Consider the following 15,615-nt stretch of genomic DNA (forward strand, 5'->3'; position numbering starts at 1 on the left):
TCCCACACCGGAGGTGAACCCATGACCGTTCTCGCCAGCGCGCTCGACCCGGCCTCCCCCGACTTCGCCGCACATCGCGCCGCCATGCTCGCCAGGCTGGACGCGCTCGACGCCGAGCACGCCAAAGCGCTCGCCGGCGGCGGCGAGAAGTACGTCGAGCGCCATCGCAGGCGCGGGAAGCTGCTCGCTCGCGAGCGGATCGAGCTGCTGCTCGATCCGGACACCCCGTTCCTGGAGCTGTCGCCGCTCGCCGCGTGGGGGAGCGACTACCCCGTCGGTGCGTCGATGGTGACCGGCATCGGCACGGTCGAGGGCGTCGAGTGCCTGATCACTGCGAACGATCCGACCGTACGCGGCGGAGCCAGCAACCCCTGGACGCTGAAGAAGGCCCTGCGGGCGAACGAGATCGCGTTCGCCAACCGGCTGCCCGTCATCAGCCTCGTCGAGTCCGGCGGTGCCGATCTCCCCTCCCAGAAGGAGATCTTCATCCCCGGCGGGGCGCTGTTCCGCGACCTCACCCGGCTCTCCGCCGCCGGAATCCCCACCATCGCCGTCGTCTTCGGGAACTCGACGGCCGGCGGGGCCTACGTCCCCGGGATGTCCGACCACACCGTCATGATCAAGGAACGGTCCAAGGTCTTCCTCGGCGGCCCGCCGCTCGTGAAGATGGCCACCGGTGAGGAAAGCGACGACGAGTCTCTCGGCGGCGCCGAGATGCACGCCCGTACCTCCGGCCTCGCCGATCACTACGCGGTCGACGAGCACGACGCGCTGCGCCACGCCCGCCGTATCGTCGCCCGGCTCAACCACCGCAAGGCGCTCCCCGATCCGGCCGCCCCGGCCGAGCCGCCGAAGTACGACGTGGAGGAGCTGCTCGGCATCGTCCCCGAGGACCTCAAGACCCCGTTCGACCCGCGCGAGGTGATCGCCCGGATCGTGGACGGCTCGGACTTCGACGAGTTCAAGCCCCTGTACGGGACGAGCCTGGTCACCGGGTGGGCCCGGCTGCACGGCTACCCCGTCGGCATCCTCGCCAACGCGCAGGGCGTGCTGTTCAGCGCCGAGTCACAGAAGGCCGCCCAGTTCATCCAGCTCGCAAACCAGCGAGACATCCCGCTTCTCTTCCTCCACAACACCACCGGATACATGGTCGGCAAGGAGTACGAGCAGGGCGGCATCATCAAGCACGGCGCGATGATGATCAACGCGGTGTCGAACTCGAAGGTGCCGCATCTGTCCGTCCTGATGGGGGCCAGCTACGGCGCCGGGCACTACGGCATGTGCGGGCGGGCGTACGACCCGCGCTTCCTCTTCGCCTGGCCCAGTGCCAAGTCCGCCGTCATGGGACCGCAGCAGCTCGCCGGTGTCCTGTCCATCGTCGCGCGTGCCTCCGCCGCCGCGAAGGGACAGCCCTACGACGACGAGGCCGACGCCGCCCTGCGCGCGATGGTCGAGCAGCAGATCGAGACGGAGTCGCTGCCGATGTTCCTGTCCGGGCGGCTGTACGACGACGGGGTCATCGACCCGCGCGACACGCGCACGGTCCTCGGCCTCTGTCTGTCCGCCATCCACACGGTCCCGGTCGAAGGCGCGCGCGGCGGCTTCGGCGTCTTCAGGATGTGAGGTCCCCCAAGTGATCAGCTCAGTCCTTGTCGCCAACCGGGGCGAGATCGCCTGCCGGGTCTTCCGCACCTGCCGTGAGCTGGGCATCGCCACGGTCGCGGTGTACTCGGACCCGGACGCCCAGGCCCTGCACGTGAGGGAGGCCGACACCGCCGTACGTCTGCCGGGCGCCGCCCCGGCCGAGACCTATCTACGCGGGGACCTGATCGTGAAGGCCGCGCTCGCGGCGGGTGCGGACGCCGTGCATCCCGGGTACGGATTCCTCTCCGAGAACGCCGACTTCGCGCGGGAGGTCATCGACGCCGGCCTGGTCTGGATCGGCCCGCCCCCGTCCGCCATCGAGGCGATGGCGTCCAAGACGCGCGCGAAGGAACTCATGGGGGTCGCGCCCCTCAGCGACGTCGACATCACCGAGGACGATCTGCCGGTCCTGGTCAAGGCCGCGGCGGGCGGCGGCGGGCGCGGGATGCGGATCGTGCGGGAACTCGGCGACCTCACCGGCGAGCTGGCGGCCGCGCGGGCCGAGGCGCTGAGCGCGTTCGGCGACGGCGAGGTCTTCGTCGAGCCGTACGTGGAGGGCGGCCGGCATGTCGAGGTGCAGATCGTGGCCGACGCGCACGGCACGGTCTGGGCGCTGGGCACCCGCGACTGCTCCCTGCAGCGCCGCCACCAGAAGGTCATCGAGGAGGCCCCGGCCCCCGGACTGGGCCCGGAGCTCACCGCCACCCTGCACGAGATGGCGGTCCGCGCGGCCCGCGCGACGGACTACCGGGGCGCGGGCACGGTGGAGTTCCTGGTCGTCGGCGACCGGGCCCACTTCCTGGAGATGAACACCCGCCTCCAGGTCGAGCACCCGGTCACCGAGGCCGTGTTCGGCATCGATCTCGTCGCCCTGCAGATCCGGGTCGCGGAGGGCGCGTCCCTGCCCGCCGACCCGCCGGCCGCGCACGGCCACGCCGTCGAGGCCCGCCTCTACGCCGAGGACCCGGCGCGCGACTGGGCCCCGCAGACCGGCACCCTGCACCATCTCTCCGTACCGGGCGTACGGCTGGACACCGGGTACGCGGACGGCGACACGATCGGGGTGCACTACGACCCGATGCTGGCCAAGGCGGTCGCGTGGGCGCCCACCCGCGCGGAGGCGGTGCGCAAGCTCACGGGCGCGCTGGACCGGGCCCGCGTGCACGGCCCGGTCACCAACCGGGAGCTGCTCGTACGGTCCCTGCGGCACCCGGACTTCGCCGCCGCCCGGCTGGACACCGGCTTCTACGACCGTCATCTGGCGGAGCTGACGGGCGCGGCGCCGGAGCCGTACGCGCCACTGGCCGCCGCGCTCGCTGACGCCCACGGCCGCTCCCGGTTCGGCGGCTGGCGCAATCTGCACTCCCAGCCGCAGACCAAGCGCTACCGCACGGAGGCCGACGGCACCGAGCACGAGATCCACTACCGCCACACCAGGAGCGGCCTCGCGGCCGACGGTGTCGTCGTCGTACACGCGGACCCCGGACTGGTCGTGCTCGAAGTGGACGGAGTGCGGAGGAAGTTCGAGGTCGCCGTGCACGACGACCGGGTGTTCGTCGGCAACACGGTCCTGACCGCGCTGCCCCGCTTCCCCGACCCCACCGCCCAGCGCGAGCCGGGCTCCCTGCTCGCGCCCATGCCCGGCACGGTCGTGCGGGTCGCCGAGGGGCTGGCGCCCGGCGCGGACGTCGCCGCAGGGCAGCCGCTCATCTGGCTGGAGGCGATGAAGATGGAGCACCGGATCTGCGCTCCCGCCTCCGGCACGCTCACCGCGCTCCACGCCGCCCCCGGCCGTCAGGTCGAGGTCGGTGCCCTGCTCGCCGTCGTCAACGAAGTGATCGCGGAAACGAAGTAACGGCGTACGAAGCAACGGCCTACGAAGCAATGGCGTAGTCACACAGGAGGACGAGACCTCATGAACAGCGTCATCGAGAGCGAAGAGCACACCGCACTGCGCGCCGCCGTGTCCGCGCTCGGGCACCGGCACGGGCGCGGCCACGACCGCGAGGCACTGTGGTCCGAGGCCGCCAAGCTCGGGTACCTCGGGGTCAACCTGCCCGAGGAGCACGGCGGCGGAGGCGGCGGCATGGCCGAGCTGTCCATAGTCCTGGAGGAGCTGGGCGCGGCCGGATGTCCCCTGCTGATGATGGTCGTCTCGCCCGCCATCTGCGGCACCGTCATCGCCCGCTTCGGCACCGAGGGACAGAAGCGGGCCTGGCTGCCGGGGCTCGCCGACGGCACCCGCACCATGGCCTTCGGCATCACCGAGCCCGACGCCGGGTCGAACTCCCACCGGATCACGACCACGGCGCGGCGGACCGAGGACGGCGGCTGGCTCCTGACCGGCCGCAAGGTCTTCATCTCCGGCGTCGACATCGCCGACGCGACCCTCGTCGTCGGCCGCACCGAGGACGCTCGCACGGGCCGTCTCAAGCCCTGCCTGTTCATCGTTCCGCGCGACGCCCCCGGCTTCACCCGCTCGCAGATCGACATGGAACTGCACGCTCAGGAGAAGCAGTTCGAGCTGGTCCTCGACGATGTGGCACTGCCTGCGGACGCGCTCGTCGGCGACGAGGACGCGGGCCTGCTGCAGCTGTTCGCGGGGCTCAACCCCGAGCGGATCATGACCGCCGCCTTCGCGATCGGCATGGGCCGCTACGCCCTGGCCCGCGCCGTCGACTACGCGAAGGACCGCCAGGTCTGGAAGGACCCGATCGGTGCCCACCAGGCCATCGCCCACCCCCTCGCCCAGGCCCACATCGAGCTCGAACTCGCCCGTCTGATGATGCAGAAGGCCGCCGCGCTGTACGACGCGGGCGACGACATGGGCGCGGGCGAGGCGGCCAACATGGCCAAGTACGCCGCCGCCGAGGCCTGTGTGAAGGCCGTCGACCAGTCCGTGCACACCCTCGGCGGGAACGGCCTCACCCGCGAGTACGGTCTCGCCGCGCTGATCACCGCCGCCCGGGTCGCCCGGGTCGCCCCGGTCAGCCGGGAGATGATCCTCAACTACGTATCCCATCAGTCCCTGGGTCTCCCCAAGTCGTACTGACAGACGCGATTCTGGCGACCACGACTCAACCGTGAAGGGGCCGTCATGGTGATGCACAGCGAGTACGCAGATGTCCCGACCGTCTCCCTGCCCATCCACGAAGCCGTTCTGGGCAGGGCGGCCGACTACGGCGACACCCTCGCCCTGATCGACGGGGCGGGCGAAACGACGATCACGTACGCACAGCTCGACACGTTCCATCGCCGTGTCGCCGCCGCGCTCGCCGACGCCGGCGTACGCAAGGGCGACGTCCTCGCCCTGCACAGTCCCAACACGGTCGCCTACCCGACGGTCTTCTACGGCGCCACCCGCGCCGGCGCGTCCGTCACCACCGTCCATCCGCTCGCCACGGCGGAGGAGTTCGCCAAGCAGCTCCGTGACTCCTCCGCCCGCTGGATCGTCACCGTCTCCCCGCTCCTGGAAGTGGCCCGCCGCGCCGCGGAACTCGTCGGCGGCATCGAGGAAATATTCGTCTGCGACCAGGCCGACGGGCACCGCTCCCTCCTCACGATGCTCGGCTCCACCGCTCCCGAACCCGACCTCGCCATCGATCCGGCCGAGGACATCGCCGCGCTCCCGTACTCCTCCGGCACCACGGGCGTCCCCAAGGGCGTCATGCTCACGCACCGCTCCATCGCCACCAACCTGGCCCAGCTGGAGCCGGTGCTTCCGATGAGGCACGGCGACCGGATTCTGGCCGTTCTGCCCTTCTTTCACATATATGGCCTCACCGCGCTGATGAACGCCCCGCTGCGCAGGGGCGCCACCGTCGTCGTCCTGCCCCGTTTCGACCTCGACCAGTTCCTGGCGGCGATAGAGAAGCACCGCATCAACGGCCTGTACGTCGCCCCGCCGATCGTCCTCGCCCTCGCCAAGCACCCGGCGGTCGCCAAGTACGACCTGTCGTCGCTGGAGTACGTCGTCAGCGCCGCGGCCCCGCTCGACGCGCAGCTCGCCCAGGCCTGCTCGGCCCGGCTGAAGCTGCCGCCGGTACGGCAGGCGTACGGCATGACGGAGCTGTCACCCGGCACCCACGTCGTGCCGCTGGACGCCTCGAACCCGCCGCCGGGCGCCGTCGGGAAGCTCCTCCCGAGCACCGAGATGCGGATCCTGGCGCTCGACGACCTGGGCCGGGACGCCGCCCCCGGCGAGGAGGGCGAGATCGCGATCCGCGGCCCACAGGTCATGAAGGGGTACCTCGGCCGCCCCGAAGCCACCGCCGACATGATCGACGCCGACGGCTGGGTGCACACCGGCGACGTCGGGCGCGTCGACGAGGACGGCTGGCTGTTCGTCGTCGACCGGGTCAAGGAACTCATCAAGTACAAGGGCTTCCAGGTCGCCCCGGCCGAGCTGGAAGCCCTGCTCCTCACCCACGAGGGCATCGCCGACGCGGCGGTGATCGGCGTGTACGACGCCGACGGCAACGAGGTCCCGAAGGCGTACGTGGTACGGCAGCCGGCCGCGACCGGCCTGTCGGGGGACGACGTCCTCGCGTTCGTCGCCGAGCGCGTCGCCCCGTACAAGAAGATCCGCCGCGTCGAATTCATCGCCGGAGTACCGCGGGCCGCGTCGGGGAAGATCCTCCGCCGCGAACTGCGGAACCGGGAGAAGGAGAACACGTGACATTCATCAGCATCGCGTCCGAGCGGGGCGTCACGACGCTGACGCTCGACTCGCCCGCGAACCGCAACGCCCTGTCGGCGCGGCTCGTCGGCGAGCTGGCCGACGCGCTGACCGCCTGCGGGAAGGACCCGGCCGTACGGGCCGTCGTCCTCACCCACACCGGAGGTACCTTCAGCGCCGGCGCCGACCTGAAGGAGCCGCCGAACCCGTACACCTTCGTCGCGCTGCTCCGGCAGATCGTCGAGCTGCCGAAGCCGGTGGTGGCGCGGGTGGCGGGCCATGTACGGGCGGGCGGGCTCGGCCTCGTCGGGGCCTGCGACATCGCGGTGGCGTCGTCCGCGTCGGACTTCGCGTTCACGGAGGTACGGATCGGGGTGGCGCCCGCGGTGATCTCACTGCCGCTGCTGCCGCGCCTGGAGCCGCGCGCCGCGGCCCGCTACTACCTGACCGGTGAACGCTTCGACGCCGCCGAGGCGGCCCGCGCCGGACTGGTGACGGCTGTCGCCGACGATGTGGACGCCGCCCTGGCAGCTGTGCTCGACGGCTTCCGCAAGGCCTCGCCGCAGGCCCTGGACGCGACGAAACAGCTGCTCACGGCTAGGGTGCGGGAGACCTTCGACCGCGACGCGGAGGATCTCGTACAGCGCTCGGCGTCGCTCTTCGCCTCGGCGGAGGCGCGCGAGGGGATGACCGCCTTCCTCGAACGACGGGATCCCGCATGGGTGTTGTGACCTCTCCCGCAGGCTCCGCCAAGGAGCCCAAGCAGGACCGCAGCCGGGCCACCCGGCAGCGGCTCCTGGAGGCCGCGGTGGCCTGCCTCGCCGAACGCGGCTGGGCGGGCTCGACCGTCTCGGTGGTCGCCGAGCGGGCCGGGGTCTCGCGGGGTGCGGCACAGCACCACTTCCCGACGAGGGAGGACCTGTTCACGGCCGCGGTCGAGTACGTGGCGGAGGAGCGGTCCTCCGCGCTGCGGGCCCTCCCGGTGCAGAACCGGGCGGCCGTGGTGGAGGCCCTCGTCGACCTCTACACCGGCCCGCTCTTCCGGGCCGCCCTGCATCTGTGGGTCGCGGCCTCCAACGAGGAGCAGCTACGGGGCCGGGTCACCGAACTGGAGGCGCGGGTGGGCCGTGAGACCCACCGGATCGCCGTTGAGCTGCTGGGCGCGGACGAGTCGGTTCCGGGCGTGCGGGAGACGGTCCAGGGACTGCTGGACATGGCGCGGGGGCTGGGGCTCGCGAACCTGCTGACGGACGACGGGGCGCGGCGGGGGCGCGTGGTGGCGCAGTGGGGGCGATTGGTTGAGGAATCGCTGGGGTGAAACGTATCTGCATACCGAGGTATGCAGCTCTGCAGTACGCTCATCTCATGGCTGAGACGACGCGCATCACGGTGACCCTCCCCACCGAGGATGTGGAGGCGCTGAAGAAGCTGACGGACAACGTGTCGGCGTATGTGGCCGAGGCGGTGGCTCGACAGCTGAGGCACGAACTGCGTAGAGAGGAATTCGAGCGCTACCAGGAGGAGCACGGCGCCTTCACCGAGGAGGAGCTCGCCGCGGCGAGCGCCGAGATTGCCGCAGCGCTCGCCGACGCTCCGGCCGACCCGGCGGCGAGGGCGGCGTGAGCTTCTCCGCCCAGACCCTGGTCCTCGACGCCGAGGGGCTGTCGGCCTGGATTACGAAGGACCGCAAGGTCGAAGCGGTCCTCGACACGTTCGACAGGCGCGGCACGGAATTCGTCATCTGCGCCAACACCATCATCGAGGTCATGCACGCGGGCGTGAGCATGCCCCGCCTCAACCATCTGCTGTCGCGCGTCAAGGTGGCGCCCGTCACCGAGGCATCAGCCAAGGCCGCTGCCCGCCTGCTCAAGGACACAGGGCTGCGGGGCCACAAGTACGCCGTCGACGCGACCGTCGCCGAGATGGCCCTGCGCCAGCCGGGCCCGGTCGTGATGATGACGTCCGACCTCGATGACATGGCCCGGCTCTGCGGAGACCGAGTCCGGCTCATGGGTATCTGACGCGCTCTGCCCTGCGGGGGTGACCCGGTGTGAGCTGGGCCACCCCCATTTGTCGTACTCCCGGCGTACCCTTTCCGCATGCTTCCGCTCGTACGCCGCCGCCACGTGGACTTCCTCCGCGTCACGAGCATGGGCTGTCGGGCTTCCGTCTGACGCAAGCCCCCACTCCACCCCACCCGGTCCCTCCGGCCCGCCCCACCCAGGCGGACGGCGGTACGAGTACCCGGTCATCACCGGGACCCGCGACCGGGACCAGACACAGCGGACGCACCCATGTCTCACTCGCAGAATTCCTCGCAGTCGATCTCGAAGCAGTCGGCCTCGAAGCAGCCGATCTCGAAGCAGTCGGCCCCGGAGCCCTACGCGCAGCTTCCGGTCATCGATCTCTCCGCGGCGGACCGCGGCCCCGCCGCCCGCGCGGAGCTGCACGCCCGGCTCCACAGCGCCGCCCATGACGTCGGCTTCTTCCAGCTGACCGGGCACGGCGTCACCGAGGCCGAGACCGACGCACTGATGGGCGCGATGCGGGCCTTCTTCGCCCTCCCCGAGGCGGACCGGCTCTCCATCGACAACGTCAACTCACCGCACTTCCGCGGCTACACGCGCATCGGCGACGAGCGCACCGGCGGCAGCCGCGACTGGCGCGACCAGCTCGACATCGGCGCCGAGCGGCCCGCACACATACCCGGACCGGACGAGCCGGCGTACTGGTGGCTGGAGGGCCCCAACCAGTGGCCGGCCGCGCTGCCCGGGCTGCGTACCGCCGCGCTCGCCTGGATCGACCGGCTCAGCGCGGTCGCCGAAAAGCTCCTCCACGAGCTCCTCGCGGCGATCGGCGCGCCGCCGGACTTCTACGACGACGTCTTCGGCGACCGGGCGCATCTGCACCTCAAGCTCGTCCGCTACCCGGGAAGCGCACCGGGCAGGTCCGGCCAGGCCGTCGGCCAGGGCGTCGGCGCCCACAAGGACTACGGCTTCCTGACCCTGCTGCACCAGGACCGGATCGGCGGTCTCCAGGTGCAGCGCGAGGACGGCGCCTTCCACGACGTGCCGCCGCTGCCCGGCGCGTTCGTCGTCAACCTCGGCGAGCTGCTGGAGGTCGCCACCAACGGCTATCTGCTCGCCACCAACCACCGGGTGGTCAGCCCGCCCGGCGCGACCGAGCGCTACTCGGTGCCGTTCTTCTACAACCCGCGCCTGGACGCGCGGATCGCCCCGCTGCCGTTCCCGTACGCGGCGGACGCCCCCGGAGTGACCGCGGACCCGGCGAATCCGCTGTTCGCCGAGTACGGACGCAACGAGCTCAAGGGCAAGCTGCGGGCGCATCCGCTGGTCGCCGCCCGCCACCATGCACAGCTGGTGGAGCGGGCGGCGTAGCGCGGGGCCGGGCGCGGATCACTCCGAGATGTCCGCGTACCCCTCGATCTCGCGCGGGTCGCGGGACCCCGGACCGATGTACCGGGCGGACGGGCGCACCAACCGCCCGGTGCGCTTCTGCTCGAGGATGTGCGCCGACCAGCCGGCCGTACGGGCGCAGGTGAACATCGAGGTGAACATGTGCGCCGGGACCTCCGCGAAGTCCAGCATGATCGCCGCCCAGAACTCCACGTTCGTCGCCAGGACCCGGTCCGGACGGCGGTTGTGCAGTTCTTCCAGCGCGGCCTTCTCCAGCGCCTCCGCGATCTCGAAGCGCGGCGCGCCCAGCTCCTTCGCCGTGCGCCGCAGCACGCGGGCTCGCGGGTCCTCGGCCCGGTACACACGGTGGCCGAAGCCCATCAGCCGCTCGCCGTTGTCCAGCGCCCGCTTCACGTAGGCCGTCGCGTCGCCCGTCCGCTCGATCTCCTCGATCATGCCGAGGACTCGGGAGGGCGCGCCGCCGTGCAGCGGACCGGACATGGCGCCGACCGCGCCCGACAGGGCGGCCGCGACATCGGCGCCGGTCGAGGCGATCACGCGGGCCGTGAACGTCGAGGCGTTCATGCCGTGCTCGGCGGCCGACGTCCAGTAGGCGTCGACGGCCTTGACATGTTTCGGGTCCGGCTCACCGCGCCAGCGGATCATGAACCGCTCGACGACCGACTTCGCCTTGTCGATCTCCCGCTGCGGCACCATCGGCAGACCCTGCCCACGAGCACTCTGTGCCACGTACGACAGCGCCATCACCGCGGCCCGGGCGAGATCGTCGCGCGCCTGTGCCTCGTCGATGTCGAGGAGCGGCCTCAGCCCCCAGACGGGAGCGAGCATCGCCAGCGCCGACTGGACGTCGACGCGGATGTCACCGGAGTGCACCGGGATCGGGAACGGCTCGGCAGCCGGCAGACCGGGGTTGAACGCCCCGTCGACCAGCAGCCCCCACACATTTCCGAACGAGACGTGACCGACGAGATCCTCGATGTCGACACCTCGGTAGCGGAGCGCGCCGCCCTCCTTGTCGGGTTCGGCGATCTCCGTCTCGAACGCGACGACTCCTTCGAGTCCGGGTACGAAGTCGGACATCAGGCGGCTCCTCGTGAGTTCGGTCGGGTCGTCCCGGTGGTCGGACCTGATCGGTTGTGCCGAATCGGTCACCCCGGTGATGCCCCGTGCGGCGGGTAGTCACCCCATCCGCGTCGTAGGGAGGCCACAGCGGCCCAGCGCATGATTTTGGCGGGTTCCACTGGTGCGGGGAAGCGTGACATCCGGCACACTGCGCCGTTCCGGTCGCGAAGGATTAGAGGCACTCGGTGCCGGGCAGACTCGGCCGCCACGAGGTGTCCTGCGGGCGTGTCCCGAGGACGGGCCCGGCAGGACCCCGCTCACTGATCCAGCCTGATCAGGCAGACGGGCCCTAGGGCAGGATGGCCCCCGTGACCGACGCCCTCGACCCCGCCGCCATGCGCGAGCAGTACCGCTCGACGCCCCTCGCCGAGGCGGACCTCCCCGCCGAGCCGATGGAACAGTTCGTCCACTGGTTCAAAGACGCCGCGGCCGGCCACCTCCACGAGCCGAACGCCATGATCGTCTCCACGGCCACCCCCGAAGGCCGCCCCTCGTCCCGCACCGTGCTGCTCAAGCACTTCGACGACCGAGGCTTCGTCTTCTACACGAACTACACCTCGCGCAAGGGCCGCGAACTCGACGCCAACCCGTTCGTCTCGCTGCTCTTCCCCTGGCACCAGCTGGCCCGCCAGGTCATCGTCACCGGCACGGCGACCCGCGTCGGCCGCGACGAAACCGCCGCCTACTTCCGCACCCGCCCGCACGGCTCGCAGCTCGGCGCCTGGGCCAGCGCCCAGTCCTCCGTCATCCCCTCCCGCGCACACCTCCTGCGCGCCTACGAGGAACTGTGGGCCCGCTACCCGGCCGGCGAGCAGGTCCCGGTCCCGCCGGAGTGGGGCGGCTACCGGGTCACGCCGGAGACGGTCGAGTTCTGGCAGGGCCACGAGAACCGGCTGCACGACCGGCTGCGGTACGTACGTACGACCGAGGCGCCCGCCGGGTGGCGCGTGGAGCGGCTGGCACCCTGACGCGTGCTCCGAGGTCGCGTTCGGCGGCGGAAAACACAGCGGAAGTGCAGGGGAAGCGCCCGGGAAGCGCCCGGAAACGCAGGAACCCGCGGGCTCTGGTCTCCTCCGAAGAGGAAGCCGGCCGGACGTACCGGCGAGCCCGCGGGTCGGTGACTGCTTGGGATTTCGGCAGATGACCTGCCTAAGGTGCACAGAGTGCGACAGCAGGCCTTCAGCCCGCAGCCACCTCGATCGTCCGGTAAGAAATCACTTCCGGATCACCTCCTTTCGTCGTGCGACACACACTAGGAACCTCCGGAGCCCGGCTCAACCCCTTTTTCGAGCGGCAACGATTTCCGGGAAATTCGTGTGTCCTGCGTCACGTTCCAGTTGAATGATCGGGGGGTGCCGCGGGCGGTGCGGCACCGGCGTACAGGGACACGTCCTGCAGGGGGTGCCAGGATGAGTGCTTCGAGGAGTGAGACCACGAGCGCGCTGGGTCCGGACGAGCCGGAGCGGGACGGGCCGGAGCGGGATGGGCCCGGGTCGGATCTGCTTGCCGCGTTGCTGGACGGGATGGACGCGGCGCTGTGCGCCTTCGACGCGGACGGTGTGATCACGCATTGGAACCGGGAGGCCGAGCGGATTCTCGGCTGGTCTCCGGAGGAGGCCGTCGGGCGGCGCGGGTTCGCGGGGTGGGCGGTGCGGACCGCGGACGCGGACGAGGTGCAGGGGCGGTTGATGGCCGCGATGCACGCGCCGGGGCGGCAGGTGCACGAGTTCGCGCTGCTGCGCAAGGACGGCGGGCGGGTGCTCGTACGGACGCAGTCGGCGGGGGTGCGCGGGGCGGACGGGAAGCCGGCCGGGGTGTACTGCGCGTTCAGCGAGGTGCATGCGCAGATCGACCTGGAGCGGTCGATCGCGCTGAGCGAGGCGCTGTTCGAGGACGCGTCATGGGGCGTCGTACTGGTGGACGTGGATCTGCGGCCGACCGTCGTCAACGGGCATGCCGCACGGATGCTGGGGTCCGGGCGTACGACGCCTCTGGGCCGGCCGCTCGGAGAGCTGATCGTGCAGGGCGTGGAGGAGCTGGAGGGCGCGCTGCACCATGTGCTCGCCGACGGTGCACCGGGGGCGCTCGCCGAGCTGTGGGTGACGGTGCGGACGGACGAGGGCGAGCGCAGGCGTTGCTTGCGCAGCGGGTTCCTTCGGCTGGCGTCGCCGCTGGCGGAGGAGCCGGTGCCGCTGGGTGTGGGCTGGCTGTTCCAGGACGTGACGGAGGCGAAGCTCGCGGAGCAGGAGGCGGACCGGCTGCGGTTCCGGTTCAGTCAGCTGCACCGGGCCGCGCGGGCCGCGGCGGAGTGCGAGGACCCGATGGAGGCGGCGACGGCGCAGGTGGACTTCGCGCTGGCCGGTTTCGCGGACCATGCGCTGGTCGATGTGGTGTCGGAGCGCGGGGCGCGGCTGGTGCGGACCGCCGCGACGCCCTCCGGGGCGCCGGGGCCGGTCGCGCGGGTCGCAGGGGCGGGGATCCCGCTGCGGTATCCGCAGGGCCATCCGGCGCTGCAGGCGATGGACCGTATCGGCTCCGTCCGGGCGAGTGCGGGCGGTGGCGCCGGGGGCGCGGAGGCGTGGGCGGCGGAGCGCCAGTGGCCCCGTGACGCGGTCCACGCGCTGTGCACGGTCCTGCGCAGCCGTGGGCGCACGCTGGGTGTGCTGACGTTCCTGCGGGCTGCGAACCGGCCCGCGTTCGAGCGCCCGGACGCGGAATACGCGGAGAGTGTCGCCATGCGGGTGGCGTCGGCGCTGGATCTGGCCGGGGTGCGGGGGGACTAGCCCACTCGCCGGTTCCGGCACTCGCGGTTACGGAAAGCCCGCGCGGTTCCGGAAAGCTCCCGTGGCTCCGGAAGCCTCGAGGGTCCAGAAAACCCTCGTGGCTCCGGAAATGGGCGAGCCGCATCCGGTGCCTCTGTGGCACGGCGGTGGAGACCCGGCTCAGCGGCGGTGGGTGACCCGGCTCAGCGGCGGTAGAAGATCCGGTCCGCGTACTCCTCCATCACGCGCCCGTTCCACTCATGACCGCCATCGACGTTGCCGGACCGCAGCAGTGGCGGTTCGATGCCGCGTTCGACCAGCTCGCCCGCGGCGGCCGCCATCGTCGCCTGCATCAACGCGCTGGTGACGACCGTCGACGCGGGTGCGAAAGGTGCCTCGATGCCCTCGGCGGTCAGCTCGGCGTCGCCCAGGGCGATCTTGGAGTCGAGGACGATGTCGCAGTGGTCCTTGAGGTGGCTGCCGGAGACATGCCGGGACCGGGTCTCCGTCGCGTACGCCACCGACGTCACGCCGATGACCTTCAGGCCGAGTGCGCGCGCGTTCATGGCCATCTCGACGGGCAGGGCGTTGCGGCCGGAGAGGGAGACGATGACCAGTACGTCACCGGCCCTGACCGGGCTGGAGTCGAGGACGGCGCCCGCGAGGCCGTCGACGCGCTCCAGCGCCGATCCGAGGGTGGCGGGCATGACGTCGACGCCGACGACGCCGGGGACGGTGAGCAGGTTCATCAGGGCCAGTCCGCCCGCCCGGTAGACGACGTCCTGGGCGGCGAGCGAGGAGTGGCCCGCTCCGAACGCGAAGAGCCGGCCGCCCGCGGCCACCGTGTCGGCGATGGCGCTGCCGGCCGCGGCGATGTTCGCCGCTTCCTCGTCACGTACCCGTTCCAACAGGCCGATCGCGGCGTCGAAGAACTGACCGGCCAGTTTGTTCTCGCCCATTGCGGTGGCCCCTTCTCGTCGTGTCGCGGATCACGTTGCGGTCTGGACCATTGCTCTGTCAATACGGGCTTGACACGGGCATGGCCCGGTTGTCGGTGCGATGCGTCAGAATTGAGTCAGGGCCAGCGCACGACTCGTTTCCATGTCACAGCATCGAGGGGCACGTATGTCCGGACTTATCGACACCACGGAGATGTATCTCCGCACCATCCTCGAGCTCGAAGAGGAAGGCGTGGTCCCCATGCGCGCCCGGATCGCGGAGCGGCTCGACCAGAGCGGCCCGACGGTCAGCCAGACCGTGGCGCGGATGGAGCGCGACGGTCTGGTGACGGTCGCGGGTGACCGGCACCTGGAGCTGACCGACGAAGGCCGTCGGCTGGCGACGCGCGTGATGCGCAAGCACCGGCTCGCCGAGTGCCTGCTGGTCGACGTCATCGGCCTGGAGTGGGAGCAGGTCCACGCCGAGGCGTGCCGCTGGGAGCACGTGATGAGCGAGGCGGTCGAGCGGCGCGTGCTGGAGCTGCTGCGCCATCCGACCGAGTCGCCGTACGGGAACCCGATCCCGGGGCTCGAGGAGCTGGGCGAGAAGGCGGAGGCCGACCCCTTCCTGGACGACGGCATGGTCAGCCTGGCCGAGCTCGACGCGGGCACCGAGGGCAAGACGGTGGTGGTCCGCCGGATCGGCGAGCCCATCCAGACGGACGCCCAGCTGATGTACACGCTGCGGCGCGCGGGTGTGCAGCCGGGCTCCGTGGTGAGCGTGACGGAGTCGGCCGGCGGGGTGCTCGTGGGCAGCAGCGGTGAGGCCGCGGAGCTCAAGGCGGATGTGGCCTCGCACGTCTTCGTGGCGAAGCGCTGATGTCGTAGGGGCCTGACCCAGACAGATCCAGACAGACCCCGGACAGGGCTCAGGTCTCCCGGGGCGGGGGGGGGGGGGGGGGGGGGGGGGGGGGGGGGGGGGGGGGGGGGGGGGGGGGGGGGGGGGGGGGGGGGGGGGGGGGGGGGGGGGGGGG

Annotated in this window: 14 protein-coding genes; 12 read left to right on the forward strand and 2 right to left on the reverse strand. The window is 71.4% G+C overall.

What is annotated here, in order from left to right; translation table 11 throughout:
• Positions 1-21: 21 nt before the first annotated feature.
• The 9 genes from AC0699_RS35895 (at position 22) to AC0699_RS35935 (ending at position 9,720) form a co-directional block, all read left to right on the forward strand.
• The gene (locus AC0699_RS35895; RefSeq protein WP_478669231.1) at positions 22-1,623 is read left to right on the forward strand and encodes an acyl-CoA carboxylase subunit beta; all 1,602 of its coding nucleotides are present in this window, start codon (positions 22-24) and stop codon (positions 1,621-1,623) included.
• 10 nt (positions 1,624-1,633) lie between these two features.
• Entirely contained in the window at positions 1,634-3,499 is a 1,866-nt protein-coding gene (locus tag AC0699_RS35900; protein ID WP_478669234.1) for an acetyl/propionyl/methylcrotonyl-CoA carboxylase subunit alpha, read from the forward strand.
• Positions 3,500-3,559: 60 nt separating this feature from the next.
• Entirely contained in the window at positions 3,560-4,696 is a 1,137-nt protein-coding gene (locus AC0699_RS35905) for an acyl-CoA dehydrogenase family protein (RefSeq protein ID WP_478669238.1), read from the forward strand.
• 45 nt (positions 4,697-4,741) lie between these two features.
• Positions 4,742-6,322: a 4-coumarate--CoA ligase family protein gene (locus AC0699_RS35910; protein ID WP_478669242.1), complete on the forward strand. Its 1,581-nt coding sequence runs from the start codon at positions 4,742-4,744 to the stop codon at positions 6,320-6,322.
• The gene (locus AC0699_RS35915; protein WP_478669245.1) at positions 6,319-7,053 is read left to right on the forward strand and encodes an enoyl-CoA hydratase family protein; all 735 of its coding nucleotides are present in this window, start codon (positions 6,319-6,321) and stop codon (positions 7,051-7,053) included. Before AC0699_RS35910 ends, AC0699_RS35915 begins: the two co-directional genes overlap by 4 nt.
• Positions 7,041-7,640, forward strand: coding sequence for a TetR/AcrR family transcriptional regulator (locus AC0699_RS35920; protein WP_478669248.1), 600 nt, complete (start codon positions 7,041-7,043; stop codon positions 7,638-7,640). Before AC0699_RS35915 ends, AC0699_RS35920 begins: the two co-directional genes overlap by 13 nt.
• A 47-nt stretch (positions 7,641-7,687) precedes the next feature.
• The gene (locus AC0699_RS35925; protein ID WP_478669250.1) at positions 7,688-7,945 is read left to right on the forward strand and encodes a type II toxin-antitoxin system CcdA family antitoxin; all 258 of its coding nucleotides are present in this window, start codon (positions 7,688-7,690) and stop codon (positions 7,943-7,945) included.
• On the forward strand, positions 7,942-8,343 hold the full coding sequence (locus tag AC0699_RS35930) for a PIN domain-containing protein (RefSeq protein ID WP_478669252.1): 402 nt from the start codon (positions 7,942-7,944) through the stop codon (positions 8,341-8,343). The genes AC0699_RS35925 and AC0699_RS35930 overlap by 4 nt, the downstream gene beginning before the upstream one ends.
• Before the next feature lie 273 nt (positions 8,344-8,616).
• Positions 8,617-9,720, forward strand: a complete 1,104-nt coding sequence (locus AC0699_RS35935; RefSeq protein WP_478669254.1) for an isopenicillin N synthase family dioxygenase — start codon at positions 8,617-8,619, stop codon at positions 9,718-9,720.
• An 18-nt stretch (positions 9,721-9,738) separates the two neighbouring features.
• On the opposite strand, the gene AC0699_RS35940 is transcribed toward AC0699_RS35935, so the two are convergent.
• Positions 9,739-10,839 carry a citrate synthase 2 gene (locus tag AC0699_RS35940; RefSeq protein ID WP_478669256.1) on the reverse strand — a complete coding sequence of 367 codons (1,101 nt, stop codon included), beginning with the start codon at positions 10,837-10,839 and terminating at the stop codon, positions 9,739-9,741.
• A 341-nt stretch (positions 10,840-11,180) separates the two neighbouring features.
• On the opposite strand from AC0699_RS35940, the gene pdxH reads away from it, so the two are divergent.
• Both pdxH and AC0699_RS35950 read left to right on the forward strand, forming a co-directional pair.
• Positions 11,181-11,849 (forward strand): pyridoxamine 5'-phosphate oxidase, encoded by a 669-nt coding sequence (gene pdxH, locus AC0699_RS35945; RefSeq protein WP_478669258.1) that lies wholly within the window; start codon positions 11,181-11,183, stop codon positions 11,847-11,849.
• A gap of 441 nt (positions 11,850-12,290) precedes the next feature.
• The gene (locus AC0699_RS35950) at positions 12,291-13,664 is read left to right on the forward strand and encodes a PAS domain-containing protein (protein ID WP_478669260.1); all 1,374 of its coding nucleotides are present in this window, start codon (positions 12,291-12,293) and stop codon (positions 13,662-13,664) included.
• A 182-nt stretch (positions 13,665-13,846) separates the two neighbouring features.
• On the opposite strand, the gene AC0699_RS35955 is transcribed toward AC0699_RS35950, so the two are convergent.
• A complete protein-coding gene (locus tag AC0699_RS35955) occupies positions 13,847-14,602 on the reverse strand; it encodes an SIS domain-containing protein (protein ID WP_478669262.1) in 756 nt (251 codons plus the stop codon).
• A 166-nt stretch (positions 14,603-14,768) separates the two neighbouring features.
• Here AC0699_RS35955 and AC0699_RS35960 point away from each other — a divergent pair, with 166 nt between their 5' ends.
• A complete protein-coding gene (locus AC0699_RS35960; RefSeq protein WP_478669264.1) occupies positions 14,769-15,461 on the forward strand; it encodes an iron-dependent transcriptional repressor DtxR in 693 nt (230 codons plus the stop codon).
• Positions 15,462-15,615 lie beyond the last annotated feature (154 nt).

The organism is Streptomyces sp. NPDC043870 (genome assembly GCF_056435785.1).